General features: G+C 39.4%; 21 protein-coding genes. 10 read left to right on the top strand and 11 right to left on the bottom strand.

Translation table 11 applies throughout. The features are described from left to right. Positions 1-486 (bottom strand): hypothetical protein, encoded by a 486-nt coding sequence (locus FD723_RS32275; protein ID WP_179069384.1) that lies wholly within the window; start codon positions 484-486, stop codon positions 1-3. Between the two features lie 1,191 nt (positions 487-1,677). Here FD723_RS32275 and mobV point away from each other — a divergent pair. The 8 genes from mobV to FD723_RS32235 all read left to right on the top strand — a co-directional run bounded on the left by mobV (position 1,678) and on the right by FD723_RS32235 (position 9,098). Further along, a complete protein-coding gene (mobV, locus tag FD723_RS32270; protein ID WP_179069383.1) occupies positions 1,678-3,384 on the top strand; it encodes a MobV family relaxase in 1,707 nt (568 codons plus the stop codon). 107 nt (positions 3,385-3,491) lie between these two features. Further along, entirely contained in the window at positions 3,492-5,126 is a 1,635-nt protein-coding gene (locus FD723_RS32265; protein ID WP_179069382.1) for an ATP-binding protein, read from the top strand. A 2-nt stretch (positions 5,127-5,128) separates the two neighbouring features. Next, complete coding sequence (locus FD723_RS32260) at positions 5,129-5,698, top strand: DUF192 domain-containing protein (RefSeq protein ID WP_179069381.1); 570 nt, start codon at positions 5,129-5,131, stop codon at positions 5,696-5,698. A gap of 100 nt (positions 5,699-5,798) precedes the next feature. After that, on the top strand, positions 5,799-6,125 hold the full coding sequence (locus FD723_RS32255; RefSeq protein ID WP_179069380.1) for a hypothetical protein: 327 nt from the start codon (positions 5,799-5,801) through the stop codon (positions 6,123-6,125). A 33-nt stretch (positions 6,126-6,158) separates the two neighbouring features. Beyond that, complete coding sequence (locus tag FD723_RS32250) at positions 6,159-7,448, top strand: hypothetical protein (RefSeq protein WP_256875269.1); 1,290 nt, start codon at positions 6,159-6,161, stop codon at positions 7,446-7,448. A gap of 8 nt (positions 7,449-7,456) precedes the next feature. Beyond that, on the top strand, positions 7,457-8,155 hold the full coding sequence (locus FD723_RS32245) for a hypothetical protein (protein ID WP_179069379.1): 699 nt from the start codon (positions 7,457-7,459) through the stop codon (positions 8,153-8,155). Between the two features lie 89 nt (positions 8,156-8,244). Continuing rightward, positions 8,245-8,367, top strand: coding sequence for a hypothetical protein (locus FD723_RS43280; RefSeq protein WP_256875268.1), 123 nt, complete (start codon positions 8,245-8,247; stop codon positions 8,365-8,367). Between the two features lie 137 nt (positions 8,368-8,504). Next, positions 8,505-9,098 (top strand): DUF6753 family protein, encoded by a 594-nt coding sequence (locus tag FD723_RS32235; protein WP_179069378.1) that lies wholly within the window; start codon positions 8,505-8,507, stop codon positions 9,096-9,098. Here the strand turns inward: FD723_RS32235 and FD723_RS32230 are convergent, their stop codons facing one another. Then, positions 9,099-9,752: a response regulator gene (locus FD723_RS32230; protein ID WP_094330327.1), complete on the bottom strand. Its 654-nt coding sequence runs from the start codon at positions 9,750-9,752 to the stop codon at positions 9,099-9,101. Positions 9,753-10,007: 255 nt separating this feature from the next. On the opposite strand from FD723_RS32230, the gene FD723_RS32225 reads away from it, so the two are divergent. Together FD723_RS32225 and FD723_RS32220 are read left to right on the top strand one after the other, a co-directional pair. Next, positions 10,008-10,763 (top strand): cell wall metabolism sensor histidine kinase WalK, encoded by a 756-nt coding sequence (locus FD723_RS32225; RefSeq protein ID WP_179069377.1) that lies wholly within the window; start codon positions 10,008-10,010, stop codon positions 10,761-10,763. Beyond that, complete coding sequence (locus FD723_RS32220) at positions 10,747-10,989, top strand: hypothetical protein (protein WP_094330325.1); 243 nt, start codon at positions 10,747-10,749, stop codon at positions 10,987-10,989. The genes FD723_RS32225 and FD723_RS32220 overlap by 17 nt, the downstream gene beginning before the upstream one ends. Here FD723_RS32220 and FD723_RS32215 read toward each other — a convergent pair. From FD723_RS32215 to FD723_RS32175, 9 genes are all read right to left on the bottom strand, one after another. Continuing rightward, positions 10,986-11,762, bottom strand: a complete 777-nt coding sequence (locus FD723_RS32215; protein WP_094330324.1) for a hypothetical protein — start codon at positions 11,760-11,762, stop codon at positions 10,986-10,988. The two genes, FD723_RS32220 and FD723_RS32215, sit on opposite strands and share 4 nt — an antisense overlap. A 5-nt stretch (positions 11,763-11,767) precedes the next feature. After that, positions 11,768-15,160 carry a DUF3854 domain-containing protein gene (locus tag FD723_RS32210; protein ID WP_256875267.1) on the bottom strand — a complete coding sequence of 1,131 codons (3,393 nt, stop codon included), beginning with the start codon at positions 15,158-15,160 and terminating at the stop codon, positions 11,768-11,770. A 223-nt stretch (positions 15,161-15,383) separates the two neighbouring features. Continuing rightward, positions 15,384-15,872, bottom strand: coding sequence for a relaxase/mobilization nuclease domain-containing protein (locus tag FD723_RS32205; protein ID WP_179069376.1), 489 nt, complete (start codon positions 15,870-15,872; stop codon positions 15,384-15,386). Positions 15,873-15,876: 4 nt separating this feature from the next. After that, a complete protein-coding gene (locus tag FD723_RS32200) occupies positions 15,877-17,652 on the bottom strand; it encodes a type IV secretory system conjugative DNA transfer family protein (RefSeq protein WP_179069375.1) in 1,776 nt (591 codons plus the stop codon). Between the two features lie 2 nt (positions 17,653-17,654). Further along, a complete protein-coding gene (locus tag FD723_RS32195) occupies positions 17,655-18,854 on the bottom strand; it encodes a hypothetical protein (protein ID WP_179069374.1) in 1,200 nt (399 codons plus the stop codon). Positions 18,855-18,871: 17 nt separating this feature from the next. Next, on the bottom strand, positions 18,872-19,606 hold the full coding sequence (locus FD723_RS32190; protein WP_179069373.1) for a hypothetical protein: 735 nt from the start codon (positions 19,604-19,606) through the stop codon (positions 18,872-18,874). Beyond that, a complete protein-coding gene (locus FD723_RS32185) occupies positions 19,603-21,159 on the bottom strand; it encodes a TrbI/VirB10 family protein (RefSeq protein WP_179069372.1) in 1,557 nt (518 codons plus the stop codon). The genes FD723_RS32190 and FD723_RS32185 overlap by 4 nt, the downstream gene beginning before the upstream one ends. Then, on the bottom strand, positions 21,156-21,947 hold the full coding sequence (locus FD723_RS32180; protein WP_104910133.1) for a hypothetical protein: 792 nt from the start codon (positions 21,945-21,947) through the stop codon (positions 21,156-21,158). Before FD723_RS32180 ends, FD723_RS32185 begins: the two co-directional genes overlap by 4 nt. 150 nt (positions 21,948-22,097) lie before the next feature. Beyond that, a complete protein-coding gene (locus FD723_RS32175) occupies positions 22,098-23,198 on the bottom strand; it encodes a hypothetical protein (RefSeq protein ID WP_179069371.1) in 1,101 nt (366 codons plus the stop codon). Positions 23,199-23,543 lie beyond the last annotated feature (345 nt).

Genomic DNA, 23,543 nt, shown 5'->3' with positions numbered 1-23,543 from the left:
TCAGCCCCCGTTTTGTTTATCCCAGCCAAACATCCGCTTAATGTCGGTCATCTCTTGATAGTTTTGCGAGTCAAGAAATTCATCGTCATCGTTATCGTCTTCATCAGTAGAGCTTATCTCCTGATCTGCGGAAATAATTCCTAAGATGGATGGACTATCCGATGCCACTATGTCTGATGCTTGCATTGATGTATTTGAGGTCACTACTAGCGGGTCTGGTACTATCCCACAAATTCTCCGAATTACACTAATTTGCGCTTCTAACTGGCCTATTGCCCAAATGCCAATCTGTCTTAATTCTTCTCCCCTCAGTCCCGAAGAAAACAAGGCAAGAGGTAGCCAGTGGTTTTTTAGCGTTGCTGTTATAACTTGCGAATAATCTGCTTCTAAACCAAATGGATTTGACCTTATGTAGCCAACCACTTTTCCATCTAAACTATCTTTCGGGCGCTTAATCGAAACTCTTATTTGTTCTATCTCTGCCATATTTTATGCTTCTCACAGAGGTAATGCAGGTCTTAGAAATGTCAGAATTCAGTCCTTCTGAATTCATGAGTCAGAATTCATGAGTCCGAACAGTAGAAAAATTAGAAACTCATTTGACTCATAAATCTACTTGCAATATCAAACCTTTTATAAATTCTGACTTCTGACTCACCTCGGCTGCGCTCGGCGACCAACTGAGTGCTGAATTCTTACTTAAAAATTATGACACTTTATTTTTAATACTGCTGAACTTTATTTTTCTTAAAATTTAGTTTCAATAGTTTTCGTCTTGAGGAACTTCAATTTCACTTTTTTATCTATGGAGCAATCTTGAAGTGCTTAAATTTTATTTCTACTTGTTCATTTAATCATTTTTTTTAGACTTCATAACGCAATTCCTTCAAAATATTGAATCTACACTATTTAAGTCGGGTTTCTTTGATTTTTCAGTACGCTTTTGGTCAAAATAAATACTATGAATTTGGACGCCCAAAAGCACAAGAAATGCCGTTTTCTGTCCCTTTGGCCGTCCTCACACAAGCCCAAATTGGAAATATCTAGATTTCATGACTTTCCTTTGGACGCCCAAAAGCACAAGAAACGCCGTTTTCTGTCCCTTTGGCCGTCCACTCTTTTTGCATTTTTTCTCTTGAAAGTCTTATCATTAATCAGCTACAGCCACTTTTTTGCCATGTTTTTATTCTCAATAAGCTTAGGTCTTATTGAGAATGCGTACTACAAGCTTGTTGATTTTGCACTACAACAACTCCCAAAAATTTTGAATTGTCTTTGAAAACCTTGAGTAATTCTCAAAAAATTCTGTGAGCAGCCCATAAATTCTCATTAATTAAAGATTATTGACAATTAAACAGCCCAAAAGCCTTGCTATTGCGTGGTTTTTTAGTCCAAACCCCAAAAAGTCGGGTGTTTTCTACTTAGGCTAAAATTGTGTCAAGAGTGACTATACTACTAAGGGAATCTTGGGAATAGCGGGAGAATTGCCCCAGAAATGCTGTAGGGTGGCTTAAGATAGTCGTACTTACTACGGTTATTTTCTCATTTTCGCATTTGAGCGATTTGGCTGAAAAAGTAGCGTGAAACCGAGAAAAAACAGCAATAATTTGAGTGATATTTGTTTCTCAGTCAGTCAGCCCAAAAACTTGTATTTCCAATTTTTAGTGTAGATAAAAAATGGCATACGCGATCGCGCGATTAAAAAAATTAAAGCGGGGTAACATATCAGGGAGTGCATCTCACACTGCACGAGAAAGAGAAACCCCTAATGCAGATCCCACTCAAAAAAATATTCGGTTCATCGGTAGCCTCAACCCAGAGGAACGACTAGAGGATTTAGTCTTAGCCAAGATAAGGGACTCGGAGCAGAAGCGGAAGATTCGCACTGATGCGGTGTACTGCGTAGAGTTACTGTTGAGTGCATCGCCCAGTTATTTCCGTCCCAACTGCCCCACTCAAGCCGGTTACTATGAACCCCAAAAGCTGGATGAATGGCTAGAAGCGACTCATCAGTGGTTAGCGGATGAATATGGTAATCGCATTGTCCGCGCCGAGTTACACCTGGATGAAGCCACACCCCATATTCACGCTTATTTTGTCCCTCTTGATGATCAAGGACAGCTACGGTGCAATCATTTCTTTGACGGGCGGCAGAAAATCCAACAATTTCAAAATTCTTACTACCAGACAATGCGGTTAATTGGGTTGGAGCGCGGTATTAAAGGAAGCAGAGCAAAGCACCAGGACATCAAGGATTTTTACCGCATTGTGGAGGAAGGGCGCGATTTAGAAGTTGATGAGCTAAGTGCAGAACATCTTTTAGCCAAAGCTGCCGACCGAGACAGGGCGAATCAACGTAAACAGGAAATGGAGGCTACAGCCAAAGCTCTCTCACTTGAAAATGAACAGTTACGGCGACGAATTGCACAATTAGAACAAGATAATCAATCAATAAAAAAGCTTACCGAGTGGTCAACTGATTTAGCTTTGGATGATGTTGCTATTGAGTTGGGACTGTGGCGTAAAGGGAATGAATGGGTTGGAGGAAACCACATCATTAATATAAATGCCTCTCAATTTACTGACTTTGGCAATGGTTCTTCGTTAGGGGGTAACAGTGCTATTGATTTAGTCAAGCACGTTAATCAATGCAACCAAACAACTGCGATCGCATGGATCGGGGAGCGATTTGGTGAAGTCGGCGCAAAACGTGCAGCGAGCGCTCATGCTCAAAAAGTTACGGCTGTTATTATCCAAACTCAACCAGTACCCCAATTCACTCCACCGATTGAGGATAAAAAACAGTGGCAGCAAGTAGAACATTACCTAACTCAGAAACGAGGCATACCTTCTGATTGCGTACAAATGTTACATAACCAGGGACTAGTTTATGCCGACTCAAAAGCAAATGTAGTTTTTGTGATGCGGGATCTCAACGGAAAGACCAAAGGGGCATTTTTAGAAGGGACAGCTAATACATTTTCTGGTTATGAGTTAGGTACAGTTCGCCGCGATAGCTGGTTTTACTTTACTTTGGGGAAAAAGCCTAGCGAACAAACTAGTACTGTCGTGCTGTCTTTTTCTCCCATTGATGCCATTTCAGTAGCCATGCTGGAATATCAGGTTAAAGGAATACCAGAAAACAGAACAATTTACATGGCAGCAGATGACACTTCAAATTTACCTGTTGAAAGATTACGTAATGTTCCTTGTGTACAGTTAGCTTTTAGTCAACCAACAGTGGCACGGGCTGTTAAAGAACTACTGCCACACTCGACTCAACTCAAGTGCGAAAGTCGGGATTGGAATACGCAGTTAATCAATTTCTCCCATCAATTACAACAACGTTATTCACAACAAAACCACGAGGAATTAGAGCTATAGTTGCAAAAAAGTCAAGCTACTCTAGTACCGATTTTTTCAGTACCAAAGTAGCTAGTAAAGAGTTTTAGCTATCAATAATATTGGGGTGAAATTTAACTAAAGCCCTAATGAATAATGAGTTAATTAAACAAATATTTGGATTAATTAAGCTTAACAATAAGCTGATTGCTGTCGAGTCTCCATTGCAAGAGAGGGTCAGGCTGCTCATCAATCTAGCCAGTGAATGCCAGCAATACAATATTAACTGTTACCTGTGGACGCTCGAAGATGATGCGCTACACCAGTTATCCAGTAATGAGAGGGGATTAAGTTTACAAAGAGTTGAGCAGTATCAGGCGATCGCCAAAAACAGGCGCGAACATTACTTTGAAATTCTGCGGTTCTGGAAAACCACCGATTTATCAGGAATCCTGATACTAGAAGGTATATTCCCTTGGCTGGGAGAGTCTACCATTGACCCCGATTTCTTCCTGACTTCCGAGTGGATTAAGTCTGCCCTCATTAACCTGAAGCTGTGCAATCACTCTTACAACAAGACAGCGATTCTCTTAGGGTCAAACGCCACCGTGTCATCTGACATTGCCCCCGAAGTTCCAACAGTCATTCAACAACTGCCAGCTACAGAGGAAATAAGCAGTTATTTATCCCAAGTATTACCGGATTACAGTCATGGCGATATTGATGCCACGGCGAACGCCGGCTTAGGCATGTACTTGGCAGACATTGACTATGGAATCAGACAGGCAAGCGCTCCTGGTGAAATTAAACCGGATGAGTTAGTAGAAAAACTGTCCGCTTACAAAATCGAACTGTTCAAGCGGATTTATAATATTCAATTTCTCCAACCTCCAAGCACACCCATTGGTGGTTTAGAACTGATCCAGCAAGCGTTTAAAACTTATAAGCGCCTTCTATCCTCATTAGCTAAAGCTTACAATCTTCGTTTACCCAAGGGGATTTTACTAATCGGCCCACCGGGAACAGGAAAATCTTACTCCGCTAAAGCAAGTTCTGCACAATTAGGGCTACCTCTGATTTCAGTAGAGTGGGGTAGTTTCCGCAGTTACGGTAATTTGGCAGAATATAAACTCAAGAGTTTACTCGCACTGGTAGACCGAATCAATCGTGTAATTTTATACCTTGATGACTTTGATAAGGGATTCGCCGGGGATGATGATTTATCTAAACGCCTCGCTGGTATGCTTTTGACCTGGATGCAAGAACGTACTAGTGAGGTTTTAATTATCGCTTCGGCTAACAATATTCAATGGCTACCACCTGAGCTAACCAGAAGTGGACGCTTCGACGAGATTTTCAAGGTGGATCTCCCAAATTATGGCGAACGGCACTCAATTTTCAAAATCCATCTCGCTAAATTCGATCCTCGTTTCCGTAATGGGGGCGATGGGTACAGCGAAGAAGAATGGAAAAGGTTACTCAAAGCCACGCAGCGATGTGTCGGGGCGGAGATTCAAGCCATTGTTGAACGTGCGGCCATCTCTACTTTCTGTGAAATGTTCTGTGAAATGTTTGGTGATGATGTTGCACAAGCTAGCGAACTGCCATCACTTGAGATTACATTATCGGCATTGCTGGCTGCAAGGCAGAGTATGAATCCTCTGGCCATCCGCGAAGCTGACCGAGTTGAAAGTATGCGTAACATTGCGGCTTTACATGGACTTCCATCTAGCCCGATTGATTCATCTATATATAGTCTCGGCAATGTTGATATTTTTGGATAATTATGCAAATTCTTGAAATTCCTAACGAGAAAGATTTATACGCTGCTGCTTTCAAGTTACTGAACATACTAGGCCCTGTTGCTGGAGTATTAATTATCATTGGCACTGTGGCGCTGGGTTACGTCCAAACTCGTCCCCAGGATTTACCAGTTACGCACCTTCTCACGAAAGGCAATCGCACATTTAAGCTCTCAGTCGCCTCTACACCAGAGCAATTAGAGAAAGGGCTGAAATTTCGAGCATCCTTAAACGGCGACTACGGGATGTTATTCAACCTGGGCAGAGAAATTTACGACGTGCCTTTCTGGATGTACAAGGTAAATTTTCCATTAGACATCTTTTATCTTAAGGACAATGTGGTGACAACTGCGGTTTACAATGCCCAACCGTGTTACAAAACCCCTTGTCCCATCTACAAGGGGAAAGTTGCCTCCCAAGTGCTAGAGCTAGTAAAAGGCACTGCCAATATCAAGGTTGGCGATCGGCTTAACATTCAACCGTTATCAGTTTTGCCTAAGAATAATATTGGTATTTATAGCGGCAATTATTTGAAAACCAAAAATAATCGCTAGTAATTGTATAACGTATTTTTGAAAAATCAAGAAACCATAGTACTGAAAAAAACAGTACCTAAATAGCTTCGTGTGTTGAATCAAATATGGCAATCTATTTATGGGAAGAGTATGGACATATTGGGAATTTGATCATCCTTTGGGTAACACGGTGCGAGTAATCTCTACCCCACTAGGGTTAGAGATATTTGCCGAAGATGTGTTCAACGTCGTTGCAGCAGAATTAAATAATGAAAAGGTAGTACTGATGAATATTCACAGTCAAGAACGTTATGTAGTTATTGAATCAGAGGTAGTAAAAGTAAAAACTTTAAATTTTACAGCCATCAATACCTTAAAGACGATTGTCAAAGCGGACTTGATTAATAAATTTCTGCATTGGGTACGAATTAAAATTCGACCAATATTTCAAAGACAGTACTTGTAAAAAAATTAGTCAATATCAAAAGGAAGAAGAATTATGACTATTAAGATAGCCAACGATAATAACCAAAATACTAGCAACAATCTGGCAGATCAACCCTTTACTAATACACAGTTTAACAATATAGCACCCAACAATGCGATAGAAGAAAACACTAGTAATACAGATCCCGATAGCACAGTGCCCGACAATATACCACCCAACAATGTGACAGAACAAAACATTGTTAATACAGAGTTAGACAGCCTAGCACCCGACAATGTGACAGAACAAAACATTGTTAATACAGAGTTAGACAGCCTAGCACCCGACAATATAGCACTTAACAATGCGATAGAAAAAGACACTAGTAATACAGATCCCGTCAGTCTAGCATCCGACAATATAGCACTCAACAATGTGGTAGAAGAGAACATTATTAATACAGATACCGACAGTCTAGCACCCAATAATGTGACAAAAGAAAACACTGGTAATACACAGTCTAATAATCCAGTCTCCAAAAAGAATAATAAAAATACCAACAATAAAACTAATCCAGAAAAGCTAAGAAAATTAGTAATGGTGACAGGAGATAAAGGAGGTGTTGGTAAGTCAACGTTTGCCAGGGGTTTAGCGCAAACTTACATAGATAATGCAGTAAAATTTGTTGGGTTAGACGCGGATAATTCTAATCCACACTTGATCAGATTTTATGAAAAAGCTGCAAATATTCATCGTTTAGATATATCTAACTCAGATAAATTAGACGAATTTGTAGATAATTTAAAAGAATTAGTCTATCCCAAATCAAAAGAATCTGGGAAATATCGAGATTCACAATCTTTGATACTACTAGAAACGCCATCACAATTTCTGCCAACTTTAAAAATTTTAATAACCGAGATGGGGTTTTTAGATGTAGTAAATAATAAATGTAAGATGCAGGTAACTATAGTAATAGTTATTAGTACAATAATTGATTGTATAACTCAACTACTAGAACTATATAGTTTCTGCGGCGATCGCGTTGATTATGTAATAGTAAAAAACTTGTTTTATGGAGAGACAGAACAGTTTACTTTTTATAATAGTTCCGAAGAAATAAAAGTAATTGAACAGCAAGTAAAAGCAACAGGGCATGATTTCACAAGTATAAATATGCCAAAATTAGCGAAAAAATCCTACGATTATTTAGATGTGAAAAATTTGACATTTAGACAAGGACTTGAACAAGATGAATATCCGTCTGTATTTGGTAGAGTCTTAAGCTGGCTGAACAATTTTAAAGGGCAAATAAAGCCAAAAAAAGATTTATTTGGCATAGAGAAGATTTTATCTGAATAGGAATAAAGATGTCAAAGAGAATGATTATAACTGTAGGAGATGCGCGGGTAGGTAAGTCTACAGTTATCAAGCTATTGCTAGAAATGTTAGCCCAACAAGGAAAACGGATAAAGGTTTATAACCAAGAATCATTCCCTGTATTTCAGGCTTATGAACATATAGCAAGCATTAAGAAGTTTAATTTATCAAATGACGATGCTGATGCAATAACAGATGACTTAAATCATCCTGACTTAGATGTGATGATTGTTGATATGCCCGGACAAGATATTGAAAAAGTAATTCAATATATCGAGAGTGCTAGCTTATTTGAGGTTGTAGTAAAATTTGGTTGGAATTTAACATTTCTTCAACCTATTTCTCACAGGGAAGACTGTATATATTACTTAAATGCAATCATCCAGAACGCGACCACTAACGCTAACTACGTGGTAGTGAAAAATTACCATTTTGCGCCAGAGTTTAGAGAATATGAGGAGAAGATGCGGAAAAAGCTGTTAATCATAGGAGGGACAGAAGTAGAATTAATGGCTCTACATCGGAATCATTATCAAGCAATGGAAAAGGCTGATAAACCATATTCACAAGTTTGCCAGGATTTCTCAATAATTTTATTTTGGAGAAGCTTCATTTTTCAGTGGATTAAAAAATTTCATCATTCAGTGATGAATAACAATTTGGCTATTAAATATCTAGGGCTTGATTGATGACACTACAACCCGGATTTCTCAACACACCTCGAATGGAGGAGTAATCAGGTAAGGATTCAGAAGCCAGAATTCAGAAGTCAGAATAAATGAAACAGCTAGCCAAAACATTTCAATATTTGATAGTTTGGCAAGGTGATACTTCAGGATTAATGCTTCAACTTGAGAAGCTAGTAGGCTATGCTAATTCCATTCTGAATTCTGACTCTTGACTCCTGAATTCTTACGTTATGAGTTATGAGCGAATACTTCAATATCTTATTTCTTGTTTCTTACTCATTACTTCTTACTCATTACTCATTACCCACTACTTATTACTCATCATTAAACGCTTTGGAGCTTGTGAGAAATGCGAGTACAAGACACATTACAAGGCTACTCCCCATCAGAACAAAAACGCATAGTTGAAGGGGCATATCAACTAGGAATTACACCAGATGATCCAGTTTTTAGGATGATGGCGACACTAGGCAGATATGAAGAAACGATCATAGACCTCCAGGCAAGAATGGAGGCAATGATAGAAGCATGGGCGGCACTGATAGACCAAAAACTGGATAAGACAAGCAAACAAGCCGAGTCAATGCATTATACAGTTGTGTCAAATGCTGTACGTGATGAGATCAAAAAAATCAAGCCCACCGACACAGGCATGAAAGTGCAGGCAGGCTGGGGATTGGGGACAGTATCTCTTGTGTGTGGATTAGTCGCGGCTGGCAGTACCTTGCTGGGTTCGCTGACCACATGGAATCTGGTGCAAAATATAGGAACAAATCAGTCAGTAGTAGTCTCACGTAACGAAATAAAGATTCTCCAGTGGGCAAAATCCCAAGAGGGTAAACAAATGTATCAAATAATCTTGAAGAATCAAGCAGCGATTGAAGCTTGTCAAACACAGCAGAGTAAAACCCAGGGCTATTGTTTAATTCAAGTAGGTAAGTAGCTAACCTACCTGAAGATAATCTTGTTCGATGTACCCAAGTTTACTAGCTTCAATCAAAGCATTGACGCGATCGCTGACATCCAACTTAGCAAAAATCTTGTTAATATGCCCTTTTACAGTACTTTCAGTAATGAATAACTGCTCGGCAATCAGCTTATTAGAAAAACCAGCTGCCATCAAAGAAACAATTTGGATTTCAGTATTAGTGAGATTATCTTGATAAGTCTTACCCTTGATTTTCTGTTGGTAACAAAAATTCCGTCGGCTAATATCAGGGTCAAAAAAAGACTTGCTATCGTAGAATGTGGTTTTAATGGCTTCTAAAATCAGAGGAACATTATTCTTTTTGAGAATGTAAGAATCAGCGCCGACATTTAAAGCTGATTGAACAGTGCCTTGAGAAGAATGAGAAGAAAGAACAACAATTTTAGTCTTGCTATTGAGTTTGACCTCTTTAATCACTTCTAGCCCAGATATGTCCGGTAAACCAATATCCACCAAAATGACATCGGGATTTAATTCCTTAACTAAATTAATCCCTTCAATACCAGTACGCGCAACGCCGACCATTTCCATATCTGGTTGTTGATTGATAGCAGTAGTGATCCCCAACCTAATGAGTTCTTCATCCTCAATGAGCGTTAATCGAATCATAGATCACTTCGATTATAAGATGACTCAATATTTATAACATAGTTATTGGTGTTAAGCCTTTTACTTTTTGTATCTGTCATATAAAATATAAGTAATCAAAAATCTTTCCAGATAAATGAAAGAAACTTTAGTACTAAAGTTTGATTGGATAATTTTTTTTATAACTAAAACAAAAGTATTCTCAAATCTTGTAGACATAATTAGCACTTATTCATAAAAGTAGCCAAAATACCATCTGTCGTTGGAAACATAGTTATGCAACAGGAAGTTTTAAGCATATTAGGTTTGTTACACGATGTTTCAAACAACTATCAAGGAGCATCGTTAGTTTTGAATCAAATAATTGATGGTGCTTATGGACAGTCTTTAGAAGAGATCAAACCGTTGCTGATAGCTTTACAACAAACGAATGAGCGAGGGGTGAGTTTGATTCAATCTGAAAGAACTGCTTTTTTTGAACTAAATCCAGCGACAATGGAGCAGTTTGATATGTTAAGTTTTTTACAAACAACTTATTCTCGATTCAAACCAATAGCGCAGTATCATTCCTTGAATCTCCACTATGAAACACAACTAACATACAAGCATGGAACGCAAGTACGGGGTGATAGCATAAGTATTGACCGAATGCTGTGTAATCTGGTGACAAATGCTATTAAGTACACTCTTACCGGAGATATCTTTTTAAGGCTGCTCAATCAAGAAGATGATTTAATTATTGAGATTGAAGATACCGGCTGTGGGATTGCCGCCGAACAAATTTCCAATATATTTATCCCATTATGGCGAGCGCCAAATAGCAATTTATTACATCAATCAGGCATGGGACTAGGACTGTACATCGCCTTATGTGTGGCTCATACTCATGGTTTGAGGATAAGCGTAAACTCGGTAGTTAGACAAGGAACCAAATTCACCATAATATTTCCTTACAAAGATAACGGGGTTTATGGGGTTGATGGTAGGATGTTGCCCAAATCACAAAGGTTACAAGATGCGTTACCTATATGATGTGAAACTTTGGGACAGGATTGAAACAGGAGTGGAATTTCTAATTTTTGTGGCTTTGATGATAGCGGCAATCATCAAACTGGGGCACAACGATTTTCTACAAGCATTGTTTTACATAGTATTAGCTGTCATCATCTCGCCCTGGTCACAATTCGAGCGGGTGACTAAGCGATATGTTTTAGTAAGTGCGTACATTCTTGGGTTGTTTGTCGGATATTTTACTTAGTCTAACTCTGGGCCGTCAGGAGAACGCTCGTTTTGCTGTTGCTGTGGCGGTGGCTGTTGTTGTTGCACTCTTATATCAAAGTTGATCAGCTTTTGTGTTTCTTGTGGTGAAAGGTGATTGTGTATGACCTTGTATTCTTCCTCTTCTTCTACTTTATAAGCACTAAAAGCCGATTGATTATCACTTTTGCGCCAAACAGTCAGACGCTGCATACCTTCTCTCATCAACAAATTTAATTGATAAGCCATACCTTCATAGACCCGACCGCCAATAGTATCTTGTCCCTTTGTAACGATAATATTCATTAGTGCAGGAATAAGAGACTTTTTAACAACCTCATCATTTTCACTCTCAACCGATTTTGACTGTTGGCTGTCAACAAAAGGCAGTTTGCGCCCTTTAGTTTCTAATATCTGCTGCAAGAATGTCTTTTTCTTTTCATTGATCAAATCTTCAACTCTTGTTGAATTATCTATATCAGGTGTTTCCTCGGATTTATTTAAACCAAATTTTTGAGCGTACTCTTGGTAGTATTTTTCCTTAAGGGATTGCCTGTAATCTTCAGTAGTTTGAGCATTTCGGGACAGGTCTAGAGTATTTCTCACCTCACCAATAAGATTTTCGCGCTGTGTGGGGTCTAGTGCGGGGGTTATTGACGGTGAGGGTGAGTATTTCTCCATCATCAGTGCCAGTCTGTACGCCATTTGGTTGTCAGAAAAGCCACTGTTGCAGTTGATGATAGTGATGGTTTCGGCTACTGAGCTAGATTGCATAGGTATCACAATTCTAATTCCTGTGAATTAGTAGTAGGTTGTGGTGGAGTGTGAGATTTTTGAGAATGTACTTCAACCTTGGGCGTATAGGTATTGTTAATAACCTGGCTACGAGTATTGAGCAAATCCTGAATCACATCACTCAAAGGAGGAAGTGAGATATTCGTTTGCCCAATGTTCTGCTGCTCGAATTGACTTTGAAGAAGAATTTTTTGGTAAAGTTCACGTTGCTCCCCAATAGTCAGCTTGCCAGTTAAGACAAGTTTTTCCCGTAAAGGGTTGTTGCATTGATTGGCAACACTAGACCAAGTTTTATTCGTTTCTAAATCGTGCCAATGAGAGGCGATCTCAGGGTGAAGAGGCACGGGTGTATCACGTTTCGGGTCAGAATCAAACTGTGGTTGTGCTTCTTTTTGAACGTGCGATCGCAAATCATTAACAATGTGAGCTAATGGTGGAAGCACAATATCAGTACGCCCATTGTGATTAATTTCACTCCAGGCAAGATTTTGAATCTGCTGGTAAAGTTCACGCTGTTCACCAACAGTTAATTTTCCAGTTTCCTGAATTTTAGATTGAAATTCTAAATGTCCTTGCGCTACAGTCTCATGACTTGAACCATCTTTTTCTAACTGCTCCCAATATTGTTTCAAAACTGGATGTAGTGGTAGCACAGCGTTGTCTTGTTTTGGAGAATTAGAGCTTGCTTCTTGTGGGTGTGATTGTGTCTTGCGATCTGGTACGTTGGGCTTAGATTGGTATGACTGCTCCTCGTCTAAATTACGGGTAATTTCGGGATGAACGGGCAAGTCGATGTCACGGGTGTCTGTCGGGTTGCCAAATAAATCTTTGTAATTAATATGCAGCTTTTGAGCCAATAGTCTTAACTTCTCCAAATCAGCTTCAGTGATAGCCATCGCTTGGACTTGATGAGTCATACCAGTGTCAGTTTTCTCAAACTGAAAGCGAACAGCTTCCCGATTTGTACCATTGTGTTCAGTTTTGAGTAATTGCAGAGTAGATGTATTGTCACTGGTTTGCCGAAAAATAATCCGGTAATTGCCCAAGGTCAAATCGTCTTTCTCGAAGCTATTAATACTCTGTGTAAGTATTTTTAATACCTCGTTTTCTTTGAAACTTTCTAAAATATTGTGTGTGCCTTTAGGAGAGACTGAACCAACGACAGAAGCTATTTTGCGAGGGTCTTCATCAACAGAGGGCAATTCTTTACCAGCTTTGAGGTAGTCAGCCACTAACAAAAACTCCTGCCTTTCAATAGGCAGAATGTTAATTTGTTTTTCTCTCCAAATTTTTTGTTCAGACTCTATTTCTGTGTAAGAAAGTTTAATCTTGCCTACGTGTCCCCATTTATCAGCTTGAAAAGTCATTAACTCTACATCATCATGACGACGATAGATACTGTATTTATCAGCGCCATGATTCTTAATTACAAAAGCATCAGCATGGTAGATTTTTCCACTGGTCTGCTGTTTATCTTTAGCTTCAACACCATATTTTTTTAACAAAGTATAAGCAGCAAAAGCTATTTGTTTATTCTCACTAGCTTCTAGGCGCTTTCTAAAAAAATTAGGCTCATAAAGTGTTACATTTTCTTTTTTAGCCCAAGAAGAACTAGTTACAGCAGTTTCAGTTGGCTGGGCTGGCTCAGGGGCAACATCTAAATGAATAATGTCTGAATCAATAACTTTTATATCTATAATTTGTGAACCAAGGTCAATAGGTGATTTAGCACGACTTTTTTTTAATACACCAATGTTTGGTTCTAATTCGGGAGCATCTGTCACAGTAAAATATCCTTTTTGTTGATCAATTGTTTTGACTGTGCCATCTTTGAGCTTGATAGTAAAACGTAAATTATCAAGTTGATTTTGATGCCATGATTCTAGAGCTATAGCCCCGGCAGATAGCTTTTCAAAACTTTCTCCTCCCTGTGCGACTATAAAATCATCTACACCCTTATCGGGCCCTGGCAGCGTTACTACTTTAACGACAGCACCAAATTCTTGTAATAAGCTTCCTGTTTTCCAAATATCTCTTTGGATATTGAGCTTAGTTTCAGGCTTCGTTTCATAATCAAAGCAGATTTTGAAAACTCTACTCTTAGTTGCGAAAACAGCTAACTCATCAGCCAGATAGGAATCACCAATTTTCTTGCCCCACTCGTTTTTCGGTGAGCGATAGCCGGAGGAAATTCCCGGTAGTCCGATGGCTGCGTGACCTTGGCTTAACAGACTAGCCGCCTTCTTCGCCCCCTCTGTAATGACGAGTGGGATATTGTGTTTATACACACAATACCAAAAACCACTCAAGCGATCGCTATCGCTGGGGTTTACTCCAGCTTTTGAGTAAATATTTTGGGCAATCACGCCTGGGACATCTAGCAAGAAAATACTCAAATCAACTGATGGTGGATGCTCATATTTAATGAACTTGCCTTCAACCGCAACAGTGAACCCATCTTTTTTCACGGTTTTGGGTCTGGGGCGGTTTGGCTTATAACATCCCCATTCTTTAATTTGAGGTTGCTCACCAGGGGTAAGATTAGCAAATGTGCGCGGGTCTACTCCTGAATTACACCACCACCCACCTGCATCTAGATGGGAATAGAGTTCTAAAAGCCTAATAGAGAGGCTACCTGTATTTGTACGTGAGAGTTTGTCGCTGATCATCAGCCGTTCCCAAGCTTCATGTTCGCCACCGACATAGCTAAAATGAAGACTAGAGAAGTTGAGATGTGCAATATCTGGTGCGATCGCGCTGCCTACTACGAGTTCGTGCCAATGTTGCGGATCAATATGTTCTGGGTGAGGCGGGATATGTTGAGTATTTTGTAGCTCAAGTTTTTTACTACTTATGCCATTGTTGGCGCTTTCACCTGTTAAAAACACATTTCTCTGGATGGAAGCATTTAAACCTAGATTTTCTTGGTCTTGAATAGGTAGATATTCCTGGGGATTTTGAGAATCGAATGGTATAGTTAAAAACTCAACAGATGTGGCAGAAGGCGGAAGAATTAAGGGGGAATTGGGGTTAGGTAAAACTGGAGGTAAATCAGGCTCAGGAGGAAAATTCGACGGTGTTATATCATTCCTGCCGGGAAGAAGTTTAGACAATAAATATGCCATTATCTCTTCTACTTGTTCTATTGACTCATCTGTTACACCTTCAAAGTTATTTTTAGACCATTTCCAGCCACCATCTTCATCAGGAGTAAGAAAATAAGTTTCTTCTCCTATTTCGATTCGACATTTTAGATCAATAGCTGATTCGATTGATTTGTAAATAAACTCTCCTAAAGGATAAATAAAAGCTCTAATAAAATGCTGACTAGCTCTAGCGTAAGCGGAAGTGAGTTGCAAATGTCGTTCATCAAACATATTTTTTATTAGTTATTTATACACTGTGCCTAAGAATTCAGGAGTCAGCATTCAGGAGTCAGAACAGTAGAAGAACCAGAAACTCATTTGACTCAAAAATGTACTCGGAATATCAAACCTTTTATAAATTCTGTTAGCGTAGCGGGGTGCAGCCCATTCTGACTCCTGAATTCTGACTTCTTACCACTGTGCCTTGTGCTGTACTCTTGTGCTGTACTCTTGTTTAAGAACAACAGTTGCAGCGGATTTGCAAATATTTATTATTAACAGGGTTTTCTAATATCCGAGAACAAGATTGACGTAAAACCTCATATTGTTGCCACTTAGCCCCCAAGTATTTGATATCAATGAGCTTACCTTGGGGTGTAACCCGATTAAAAACAATATGAATGTAAACGTTACTTGGATTAATATCAAAAAAACAAATGTATTGCAAATCATGCCAGCCAATACCGTGAATATATTGATTAACAATTTGAATACATAATTGTTGATTTAGGTGAATATAAATATTTTTCAAACTGATGACAATATAGATTCCCAAACTCTTAAGTCTTGGTCTAGTTCCAGACAAGCTATTAAAATTGTCAATGATTTGAGTTAGAGTCAGATTAATATCAATGAAACTACCATTAGCGAGAACATACTGTTGAGATAAAGTTTTAATTAATTCAAAATTATCAATCTTCAATTCTTCAATAGTCATTTTCATAATATTAAAACCCGATATCAGAAGGAACTTGGTCTTGATTAACCATACTGCCAACGTTTTTTGATGTCAGACCGGGATTATTAGAAACAGCTTGAGGATTTTGGGGAATGGGAAAGCGTAACTCAACTTGCTTAACTCGTAAAGCTAAATCTTGCCCAGAGGGAAATTTCTGCGTACTTCTTCTAGCTAGTAAACTAACAATTCTCGCCCATTTTAGTTGATTGTATTTCTCAATATTTTTGAGAGGCTGAGAAATTTTAATAGTTTTCAACAGTGGAACTGAACCTTCCTTTTTATTAGCATAAGTAGGGTTAATGAAAACGCATTTACCAGCAATTAACTTCAGAAATTGAGCCGGTTCAAAAAGCTTTCTCGTTTTCTCTTGGTCGCTGATGCTCGTGCTATTATTTTTACTACCAGTAGAACGGCTTTTTTGCTTGTACTTAATCTCTTCATCACCCAAGAAGTTGGAGAATAATTGCGCCGACTCGTTCTCACCAGGATTGAATATAAACTTAGTGCTGCAAGCACCAAGGATAGCCTTAGCGATATCTTTACCGTAGTTCTTCTCAAGCTGCCCCATATTTTGGAAGCCGATAATACCACAGAAGCCCTCAGAACGAGATTCGTTGAGCCATCTGTATAGGTCAGGTAAGTAAATCGAGGGTAATTCATCCAGTGCAACGATCAGTGGATCAAGTCGCTTTTTGGCAATGTTACGGGCGATGGTCATGTGTAAAATGCTGGTCATGAGAGGCCCTACTGCATCTCGGCGCTCTCTATCTAACCCAAAGATAATCATCTGCTTACCTTTAATTTCCAAAGGTAAAGTTGTCTTACCAATGAAACAGCCCAAGGTGTTTTTCGCCATAAAGCGAGTGAACATGATGCTGGCAGTTGCAACAATCCCGGCAACAGTTTTTTCAGATGCAGCAGAACTGAACAGTTGCCCAAAAGCAATTTTTACCCAAGGATTGAGAGAAGCAGCCATCAGGCGTTTGACCATTTGTTCGCTAGAGAGGATCGCCGCGCAAGTCATAACATCCGCGAATTGACCGAACTCTTTAGCTAACATCAGAATTGCCTGAGTCAACTGATCACCAGACGGGCCGAAGAAACCATCTTCAGTTGAATTGCCCAAAAGTCGGAAATTCTTATTGATAACAGTGGAAATTTGTCGGGACGATTCGGCATCACTACTATCCCGGAGAAAATCTAAAGGATTGCAGACTTCAGATTCAGGGAATCCCGGTGCAAAAATGTGAACATCATAGCCCTTGTATTTGGCGTAGGCAGCAACTTTCGCTTGAGAAGGATACTTAAAGTCGTAGACTATACATGGAAATTCCTGATCAATTGCCGAGTAAATCATCGGGTTAATGGCGCTGAATGTTTTACCACTACCGGGAGCGCCGATAACTGCTGTACCTCTTTGCACATCAGGGATATAGAAAGTAGTACCATCACCTTTTCCCTGATGCTTACCAATGTAAAGTGCCGCACTATCACATTGTGGATTGACGATTTGCAAGATGGCTTTTTTCTGAGCAGTTGCAGTTTCTTTAGCTCCACCCCAATAAGAGGTAGCAATTTTCTTCTTGTTACCATCGCCAAAAAATACCCTCATCAAAATATAAGCACCAAGTAAAGACAAAACTGTTAGCCCATTAGGGGTAAATAAATGATGAGTGTATTTGCCAATTGCGTCATTATGATTTTGTAATTGCTCAAATCGAAATCCTTGAGGATTAGCGCTATTTACTTTGAAAGATTTGCTCATATTTAAGGTAGAGAATTAGGTTGACCAAGAACGATGGGGTCTTTCTCTTGGTACTCAATAAAAGGTACAGGACCTATGAAGTATGGACTGCAAGTGCGACCAATGAAAGGGATGGTTTTACAAATACGGAAGAACATAGTAGTCTCCACCTTTCCACTGCCTTCATAAATATTCCAAACAACTTGCTTAAAGCTGGAGCCAAAGGGGTTTCGACCAGTAGGCTCTTTACCATCATTAAGAGCTTTTAAAATGCCAAATCCACCATTAACCTTTTGGAATTTCCCGGATATCCACTGTGTTCCAGTAGTCTTACCAATGCCTGACATTTCCGTATGAGCGCAATTATTTTGTAGACAGGGAACATTAAAGCCATCTTGGTAGCTACCAGATATGGAGCGGGTACGGTTAGCTTCAATATCTCCCAATGGCAGATCAACTTTGGCAACAAATGAAAGGTCAAGTGTTCGCAGTCCTGGTAGGTTATCCCAGGTGAGAGTGGACAATCCAGGTACTCCATTAATTTGGGAGTCTTGCCAATTCTCAAATCTATTAATAGATGTGTTTTGAATGTCGAAAATAGATGTTAGTGAGTAATTTTTTAAATTTATTACTCTTCCTAATGGAACGTCACGTAAACGAGAATCTCGGCTGGCGTTACCTATTGTGCCCCCAGTAATTCCAAATCTTCTCAAGAAATCGCTCACAGGTTTAACACTTGTAACATTTCTATTACCTAAGCCAGGAATCGCTTCGGTTAAAGATGGTAAAGTTTGCCATTGAGTTAATTGAAAATCATCTAATGTTAACCTACTTAAATTGATTCCTTGTACTGAAGCTATGGTTGAGAGATTTAAATTTTCTATTGCTAATTGAGGTGTTTCAAAATCTCCCAGTTCCATAAACTCGCTAATGCTTTGTCCTGCCGTCCAGGTTCTAGTTTCTGTACCTCTTGTGCCTGGGTAAGTAACACTGCTACTTACAGAAATAATCATGTCACTGAATTTGAAACGCGACCAATCAGGAGTAAACCCATTAGGAGAATTGATAACGGGTACTTGTGCTGAAGCCTTGGGCAGCAAAAAGCCTACAACTTGATTCAATAGCCCATATCTTATGAAACTATGAATCAATAAGCTACCTACTAAACTAAAAAAGATTAAGTAACGGAAGGTATTATCATTGAGGCGAAAAGATGATTTCATAAGCCATTACCTTGTGTTCAATTATCAGAAGTCTTGTTCAAAGCAATTAATTTATTAACTAACTCTTGAGAGATAGAAGCCTTATTAGCAGCAGTAGAAATGTCATCACCTGCTTGTAAATAACCGATTAACTTTTGCAAGCGCTGGTGTAGTTCATCTTGCTGATTCATCCATCCACTTTTAATAGCTACAACAATCCCGCCTCGAATTTGGTTAATTGTTTGCTGTGTTTTAACTAATGATTGCAATTGAGGCTTCGGGACTGTTTGTTCTCGTGCCACATCAGCCTTGATCGCCACCTGACTATATTTAGGAGTGCCATTACTTGTTGCTAGCCGAAAACTGTAAGCTTTACGCTCCCCAGAGGATGACTGCGTAATTACTGTTAACAAAGTGGTAGATGTTTGCGGTATTCCGGGAATGTTTACTCTCTTGATCCGCCGCAGATGAATCAGCCCTGCACCGGGGCTAGAGCAATTCTGATCCAGTCCCTCTAAGCAACCGTCTGTGTCAAGCAGAATTTGCGACGGATCATCTAACCAAACTTTTTTAATTGTCTCTCCAATTTCATAGAAAGAAATTGCTACACCGTGACCATTCCAAACGTTGATAGTTTGTAGTTTGGCCTGCGTCCCACTAGCCATTGATTGAAAGATGGTACGGACAACGGGGGCGGCAATTGTGGATATTGGAGTCAGAACGATCGCCAACGCTAGAGTGCCGCTTGTAACTGTGTTAATTACGCTTTTCATGGCAACTCTAAAGAGCGATTTACATTAAAGGTAACTTTGGTTCCCTGTGGAATAAACCAAGTATTAGGACGAGAAGTAATTTCTTTAGTAGCAAGTTGATTGCGTTGACTAAGATTTTGACTAACTTGACCAAAAAAACCTGACATTAACGCACCTGTGAGATTGCGCTGATTGCCACTACTACGTTTGCGAATCCTGCCTGTGAATTCATCAGAAATTTCTTCTTCACTATCCGGTTGGTTCATAATCTCCCCAACCTTCCCTAATGCAGACACAGCGCCACCAAACAAGTCACTACGCGCAATCTCACCACCCCTGTCCTGAAATCTTCGAGCTATTAGGGGTCTACCACCAACTCCTGTCACGGAAATCGCACCCGCAGAAATCGGATATTCTGTATTATCTAATATGATCGCTCTGACATAAGCGACAGCGTAACTGCCGCCATCAACTGAAGCTAACTCGACTGCTAGCATTGTTCCCGAAGGAATTGCCACTTGCCCATAGTTATCGCGTAAATCCTCTTGCAGTCTAGCGACAGACCTAGTGTTATTAGAGGTTGGTGTTTGTGTCTGTGTCTGCCCTGAATTATTAACTGTGGCTTGAATTAAAGATGTAACAAGGACACCACTAGCAAAAGTGCCAACGGTAAGGTAGCGAGTTTGTTTGCCTTGGAGAATTTGGCTTTCTTGAGGTAAATAATTGTTAGCTAAAGTAATCTTGTTAACTTTAGAAGTTGCTTGCCACCTGGGGCGGATCTTTTCAATCGACTCGCTTGAGTTTTGCGGCGTGGTTTGGTCAAAATTATTTGTATCTGTTTGTTCATTCGGTTGATTTTGAACTGCTTGAGTTTGAGAAAGATCCGGATCTAATAAAGATTGTTTGCTGGTGCTAGTTTCGGCGTATGCGATTTTGCCGTAAGAACCGATGCCACGGAGTTTGTTCAATTGCTCAAGGGGATCTAGGGGCGTTACTGTCCGTGCAGATATAGAGGTTCTTGGAGAAAAACTCGTGCGTGTTGGTGGCGGAGTGTAGGTTCTAATCGCTTGTGGAGTAGTCTGAGTTACGCGACGTGGTTGTGTATTTTGAACAGAACGTGGCGCTGGTTGTGAAGATGGTGGGTTAGATGGCACGACCTTTTGGTTTACTGAAACTGGTACTGGTGCTGGTTGGTCAAATTTATTTTTGTTAATGCGACCTAACTCATCTTCTTGATCCGACAGAGCGAGTTTTGCACGCGCATCACCGTCTCCATCATCACTTTCTTGGGCTTGTTCAGTGGTGGGTATTTCCTGCGTTTTCAGACCAATCTTTGGTGCTGGTGCGGGATTGAAAACGCCATTGAGCATCAAAAATATCGCTAAAAATCCAACTCCAAAAGGGACAGCAATTATTGCTAGTCTTGACCAAGGAGAAGTGACAATTGTGTGCTTAGTCGCTACTAATAAACTTTCTGGTTCTGGTGCTTTATTACCATTAGTTTTATTAGCATCATTTATTTCAAGCAAATCCTCTATAGTTGATACAGACCTTTTACCGTTGTTTTCGCTCATTTCCTTCTCCCGAAGTTTAAATCTACAATTTCTGTAATTTCTAATCCGGCGCGACGGGCTGCATAAATCTTCTTAGCTAACTCAGTGGTATTAGCTGGGATATATTCTGGATTAGAAATTGAAGAAACTGTAACGGTTTTATTGAAAGCAATTCCTTTACCTGAGTTATACTCACGGTCAAAAGTTACCAGTGTACCAATAAAATCTATTTCCCATTTCCCTGATTTAATTTGACGTGGTTGGGATATGAATCTGGGAATTAAAGATACTTGAGTATCACCATTGAATATACCTGTCGGAGTGATTGATGCTAATTTCTTGAGAAAGGCGGGGCGAAATCCTTCATTTTCACTTAAAGCAAATGCAGCATCATAGGCTCTAGTCGCAACCCGACTATTAGATTTATTATTAAGTTTACCTACTTCTACCCCAGTATCTTGCTTAGTGATAGGTTCTCCTTTCTCATTAAATGCTTTTACTAATCCATCCCAATTAAACGTAGTAATAAATGTATCAGATACAAATTTTTTAATTACTTCATCAGACCGTTCTTTTGGGTCTACTGCTCTAGCGGCGATTGTCTCTCCTGATGAGAGTTGTACTAATGCCAACTGTTTTTTATTTAAAACACTAATCGCTCCATAATTGAGAAATTGTAATAATAGAGAAAGTGCAGCCATTGAAAACCCAGCTAGAGAAATTATTCCAACTCTTGTTGTTACATATTTGTTGTAACTAAGTAACTGCAATGGCTCTTTTGGTCGAGGTTGATTTTTTTGATTCAACATAGGTTTTATTCTAACAATTCAGTCCTTCTGAATCCAGGAGTCAGAATGTTGGAGAAGAAGAGTGAATTCTTTTCAATCAATAGAAGAGTTATACGCTCATTGCTTTTAAATTCTGGCTTCTGAATCCAGAAGGACTGAATTATTACGGTTTTATTTAGCTAATTTCCCGATTAGACTACCACCTTTAGTAGCAACACCTTTAGCAACCTCAATGGCAATACCACTGTAAGTTTCAGTAGCTTTATTAATTTGAATTAAAACAGAAACGCCACCACCAGCCGCTAAACCTGTAGCTAAGAATGGCGCAATTATACCAATTGTAAATAGGAAGAACATTGGCTGATAAGATTTAGATTCAGCGACTAATTGCCCGGCGAAACCAACTATGATATTGAAGCAGAGCTTGCCAAAACCTACACTGAAATATCCTACTAACCAACTGTAAATTGATTTAGCTCCGTAAGGTAGCAGAGAACCACCAACAGCTACAGGCCCCAACAGTGCTGTTACAAGCATAGTCAGTTCAATTCCCCATTGATAAGCCCCATTCATCCCGACTAAAATTATCGTAACTATATCAGTAACAGCAGACCCAACAAAAGCATTAATGGGAGACAACATTAAATCGATTCCATTTGCTTTTCCATCTTTCACATCATTAAAAGCATCGATAGCGCCATCAACCGCATCTATAAACCAAGAAAAAGCTCCATTATTTTTGTTAAACTTATCTGGATATTTTTTGGTTAAATCTTCTTTAGCTTGAGCCAAACAGTTAATTTGTTCTTGTTGACTTAAAGATGAATTCCTACATTTATTTACAGCAATACCAATAGCGCTACGTGCTGCTTCAGTTCCCAATGCACTTTCAAATGCTTGCTTGAGGTCAATTCCTGCCGCCGCTTCGCTAAGAACTATATTATTTACATTATTAATATAGTTTCTAATCCACAAAGTTGACTTTCCTAGTACATCCCCCTTATTACTGAGCAAAAGAACTACTATTAACGGCCAAATAAAGTCTGTATAAGCTCTTTGTTCTTCCCCTGCCATCATTTTTTTTGTCCATTCAACGACGAAGAAAGTTAGTGTTGCTACAGCAAATAAAGCTCCGACTGTACAAATTGCTGAATAAACACCACCTGTAATAGTTTCGTTCCAAAGCTCATCAAATCCTTGAGCTATTGAAGCTGCATTTTCTTTTGCTAAATCAGCTAAATCACCACCATCTAGTTTGGCTAGTAAAAACATGATTTGAATCCTTGCTCAATACAGTAATTTTGTCAGACATTTGAACGCTAGTTGATTGTTTGTGTAGGAAGGAAAAGCTCTTGTAACTTTACCAATCTGGGGAGGGGGAAAGGGAAAAGGGGAAAGGAAAAAAGGGGAAGAAGTTATTTGAAACGTGCATAAACTTTTTTCTTTCCTTTCCTACTATACGGGTTCAGAGCTTCCTCCCTCCAGGAGGTCTTTTGAAGGAGGAGGTCACATGAAGCAGGAGGTCACAATCCTCCTCTAAATTCTTTCCCCTTTCCCTTTCCCCTTTAACCTTTTCCCCTCTTCGTGAATATTTGTTCGCCCCAATTTATCAACTTC

The sequence above is a fragment of the Nostoc sp. C052 genome (assembly GCF_013393905.1).
GTDB lineage: Bacteria > Cyanobacteriota > Cyanobacteriia > Cyanobacteriales > Nostocaceae > Nostoc.
The sequence above is the reverse complement of the archived record's forward strand: the minus strand, read 5'-3'. Positions and strand labels throughout refer to the sequence as shown.

Excerpts from the sequence above, each read along its gene's own strand:
- FD723_RS32275 (WP_179069384.1), bottom strand. The coding sequence starts at position 486 with ATGGCAGAGATAGAACAAATAAGAGTTTCGATTAAGCGCCCGAAAGAT.
- mobV (WP_179069383.1), top strand. The coding sequence starts at position 1,678 with ATGGCATACGCGATCGCGCGATTAAAAAAATTAAAGCGGGGTAACATA.
- FD723_RS32265 (WP_179069382.1), top strand. The coding sequence starts at position 3,492 with ATGAATAATGAGTTAATTAAACAAATATTTGGATTAATTAAGCTTAAC.
- FD723_RS32260 (WP_179069381.1), top strand. The coding sequence starts at position 5,129 with ATGCAAATTCTTGAAATTCCTAACGAGAAAGATTTATACGCTGCTGCT.
- FD723_RS32255 (WP_179069380.1), top strand. The coding sequence starts at position 5,799 with ATGGGAAGAGTATGGACATATTGGGAATTTGATCATCCTTTGGGTAAC.
- FD723_RS32250 (WP_256875269.1), top strand. The coding sequence starts at position 6,159 with ATGACTATTAAGATAGCCAACGATAATAACCAAAATACTAGCAACAAT.
- FD723_RS32245 (WP_179069379.1), top strand. The coding sequence starts at position 7,457 with ATGTCAAAGAGAATGATTATAACTGTAGGAGATGCGCGGGTAGGTAAG.
- FD723_RS43280 (WP_256875268.1), top strand. The coding sequence starts at position 8,245 with ATGAAACAGCTAGCCAAAACATTTCAATATTTGATAGTTTGGCAAGGT.
- FD723_RS32235 (WP_179069378.1), top strand. The coding sequence starts at position 8,505 with ATGCGAGTACAAGACACATTACAAGGCTACTCCCCATCAGAACAAAAA.
- FD723_RS32230 (WP_094330327.1), bottom strand. The coding sequence starts at position 9,752 with ATGATTCGATTAACGCTCATTGAGGATGAAGAACTCATTAGGTTGGGG.
- FD723_RS32225 (WP_179069377.1), top strand. The coding sequence starts at position 10,008 with ATGCAACAGGAAGTTTTAAGCATATTAGGTTTGTTACACGATGTTTCA.
- FD723_RS32220 (WP_094330325.1), top strand. The coding sequence starts at position 10,747 with ATGCGTTACCTATATGATGTGAAACTTTGGGACAGGATTGAAACAGGA.
- FD723_RS32215 (WP_094330324.1), bottom strand. The coding sequence starts at position 11,762 with ATGCAATCTAGCTCAGTAGCCGAAACCATCACTATCATCAACTGCAAC.
- FD723_RS32210 (WP_256875267.1), bottom strand. The coding sequence starts at position 15,160 with ATGTTTGATGAACGACATTTGCAACTCACTTCCGCTTACGCTAGAGCT.
- FD723_RS32205 (WP_179069376.1), bottom strand. The coding sequence starts at position 15,872 with ATGAAAATGACTATTGAAGAATTGAAGATTGATAATTTTGAATTAATT.
- FD723_RS32200 (WP_179069375.1), bottom strand. The coding sequence starts at position 17,652 with ATGAGCAAATCTTTCAAAGTAAATAGCGCTAATCCTCAAGGATTTCGA.
- FD723_RS32195 (WP_179069374.1), bottom strand. The coding sequence starts at position 18,854 with ATGAAATCATCTTTTCGCCTCAATGATAATACCTTCCGTTACTTAATC.
- FD723_RS32190 (WP_179069373.1), bottom strand. The coding sequence starts at position 19,606 with ATGAAAAGCGTAATTAACACAGTTACAAGCGGCACTCTAGCGTTGGCG.
- FD723_RS32185 (WP_179069372.1), bottom strand. The coding sequence starts at position 21,159 with ATGAGCGAAAACAACGGTAAAAGGTCTGTATCAACTATAGAGGATTTG.
- FD723_RS32180 (WP_104910133.1), bottom strand. The coding sequence starts at position 21,947 with ATGTTGAATCAAAAAAATCAACCTCGACCAAAAGAGCCATTGCAGTTA.
- FD723_RS32175 (WP_179069371.1), bottom strand. The coding sequence starts at position 23,198 with ATGTTTTTACTAGCCAAACTAGATGGTGGTGATTTAGCTGATTTAGCA.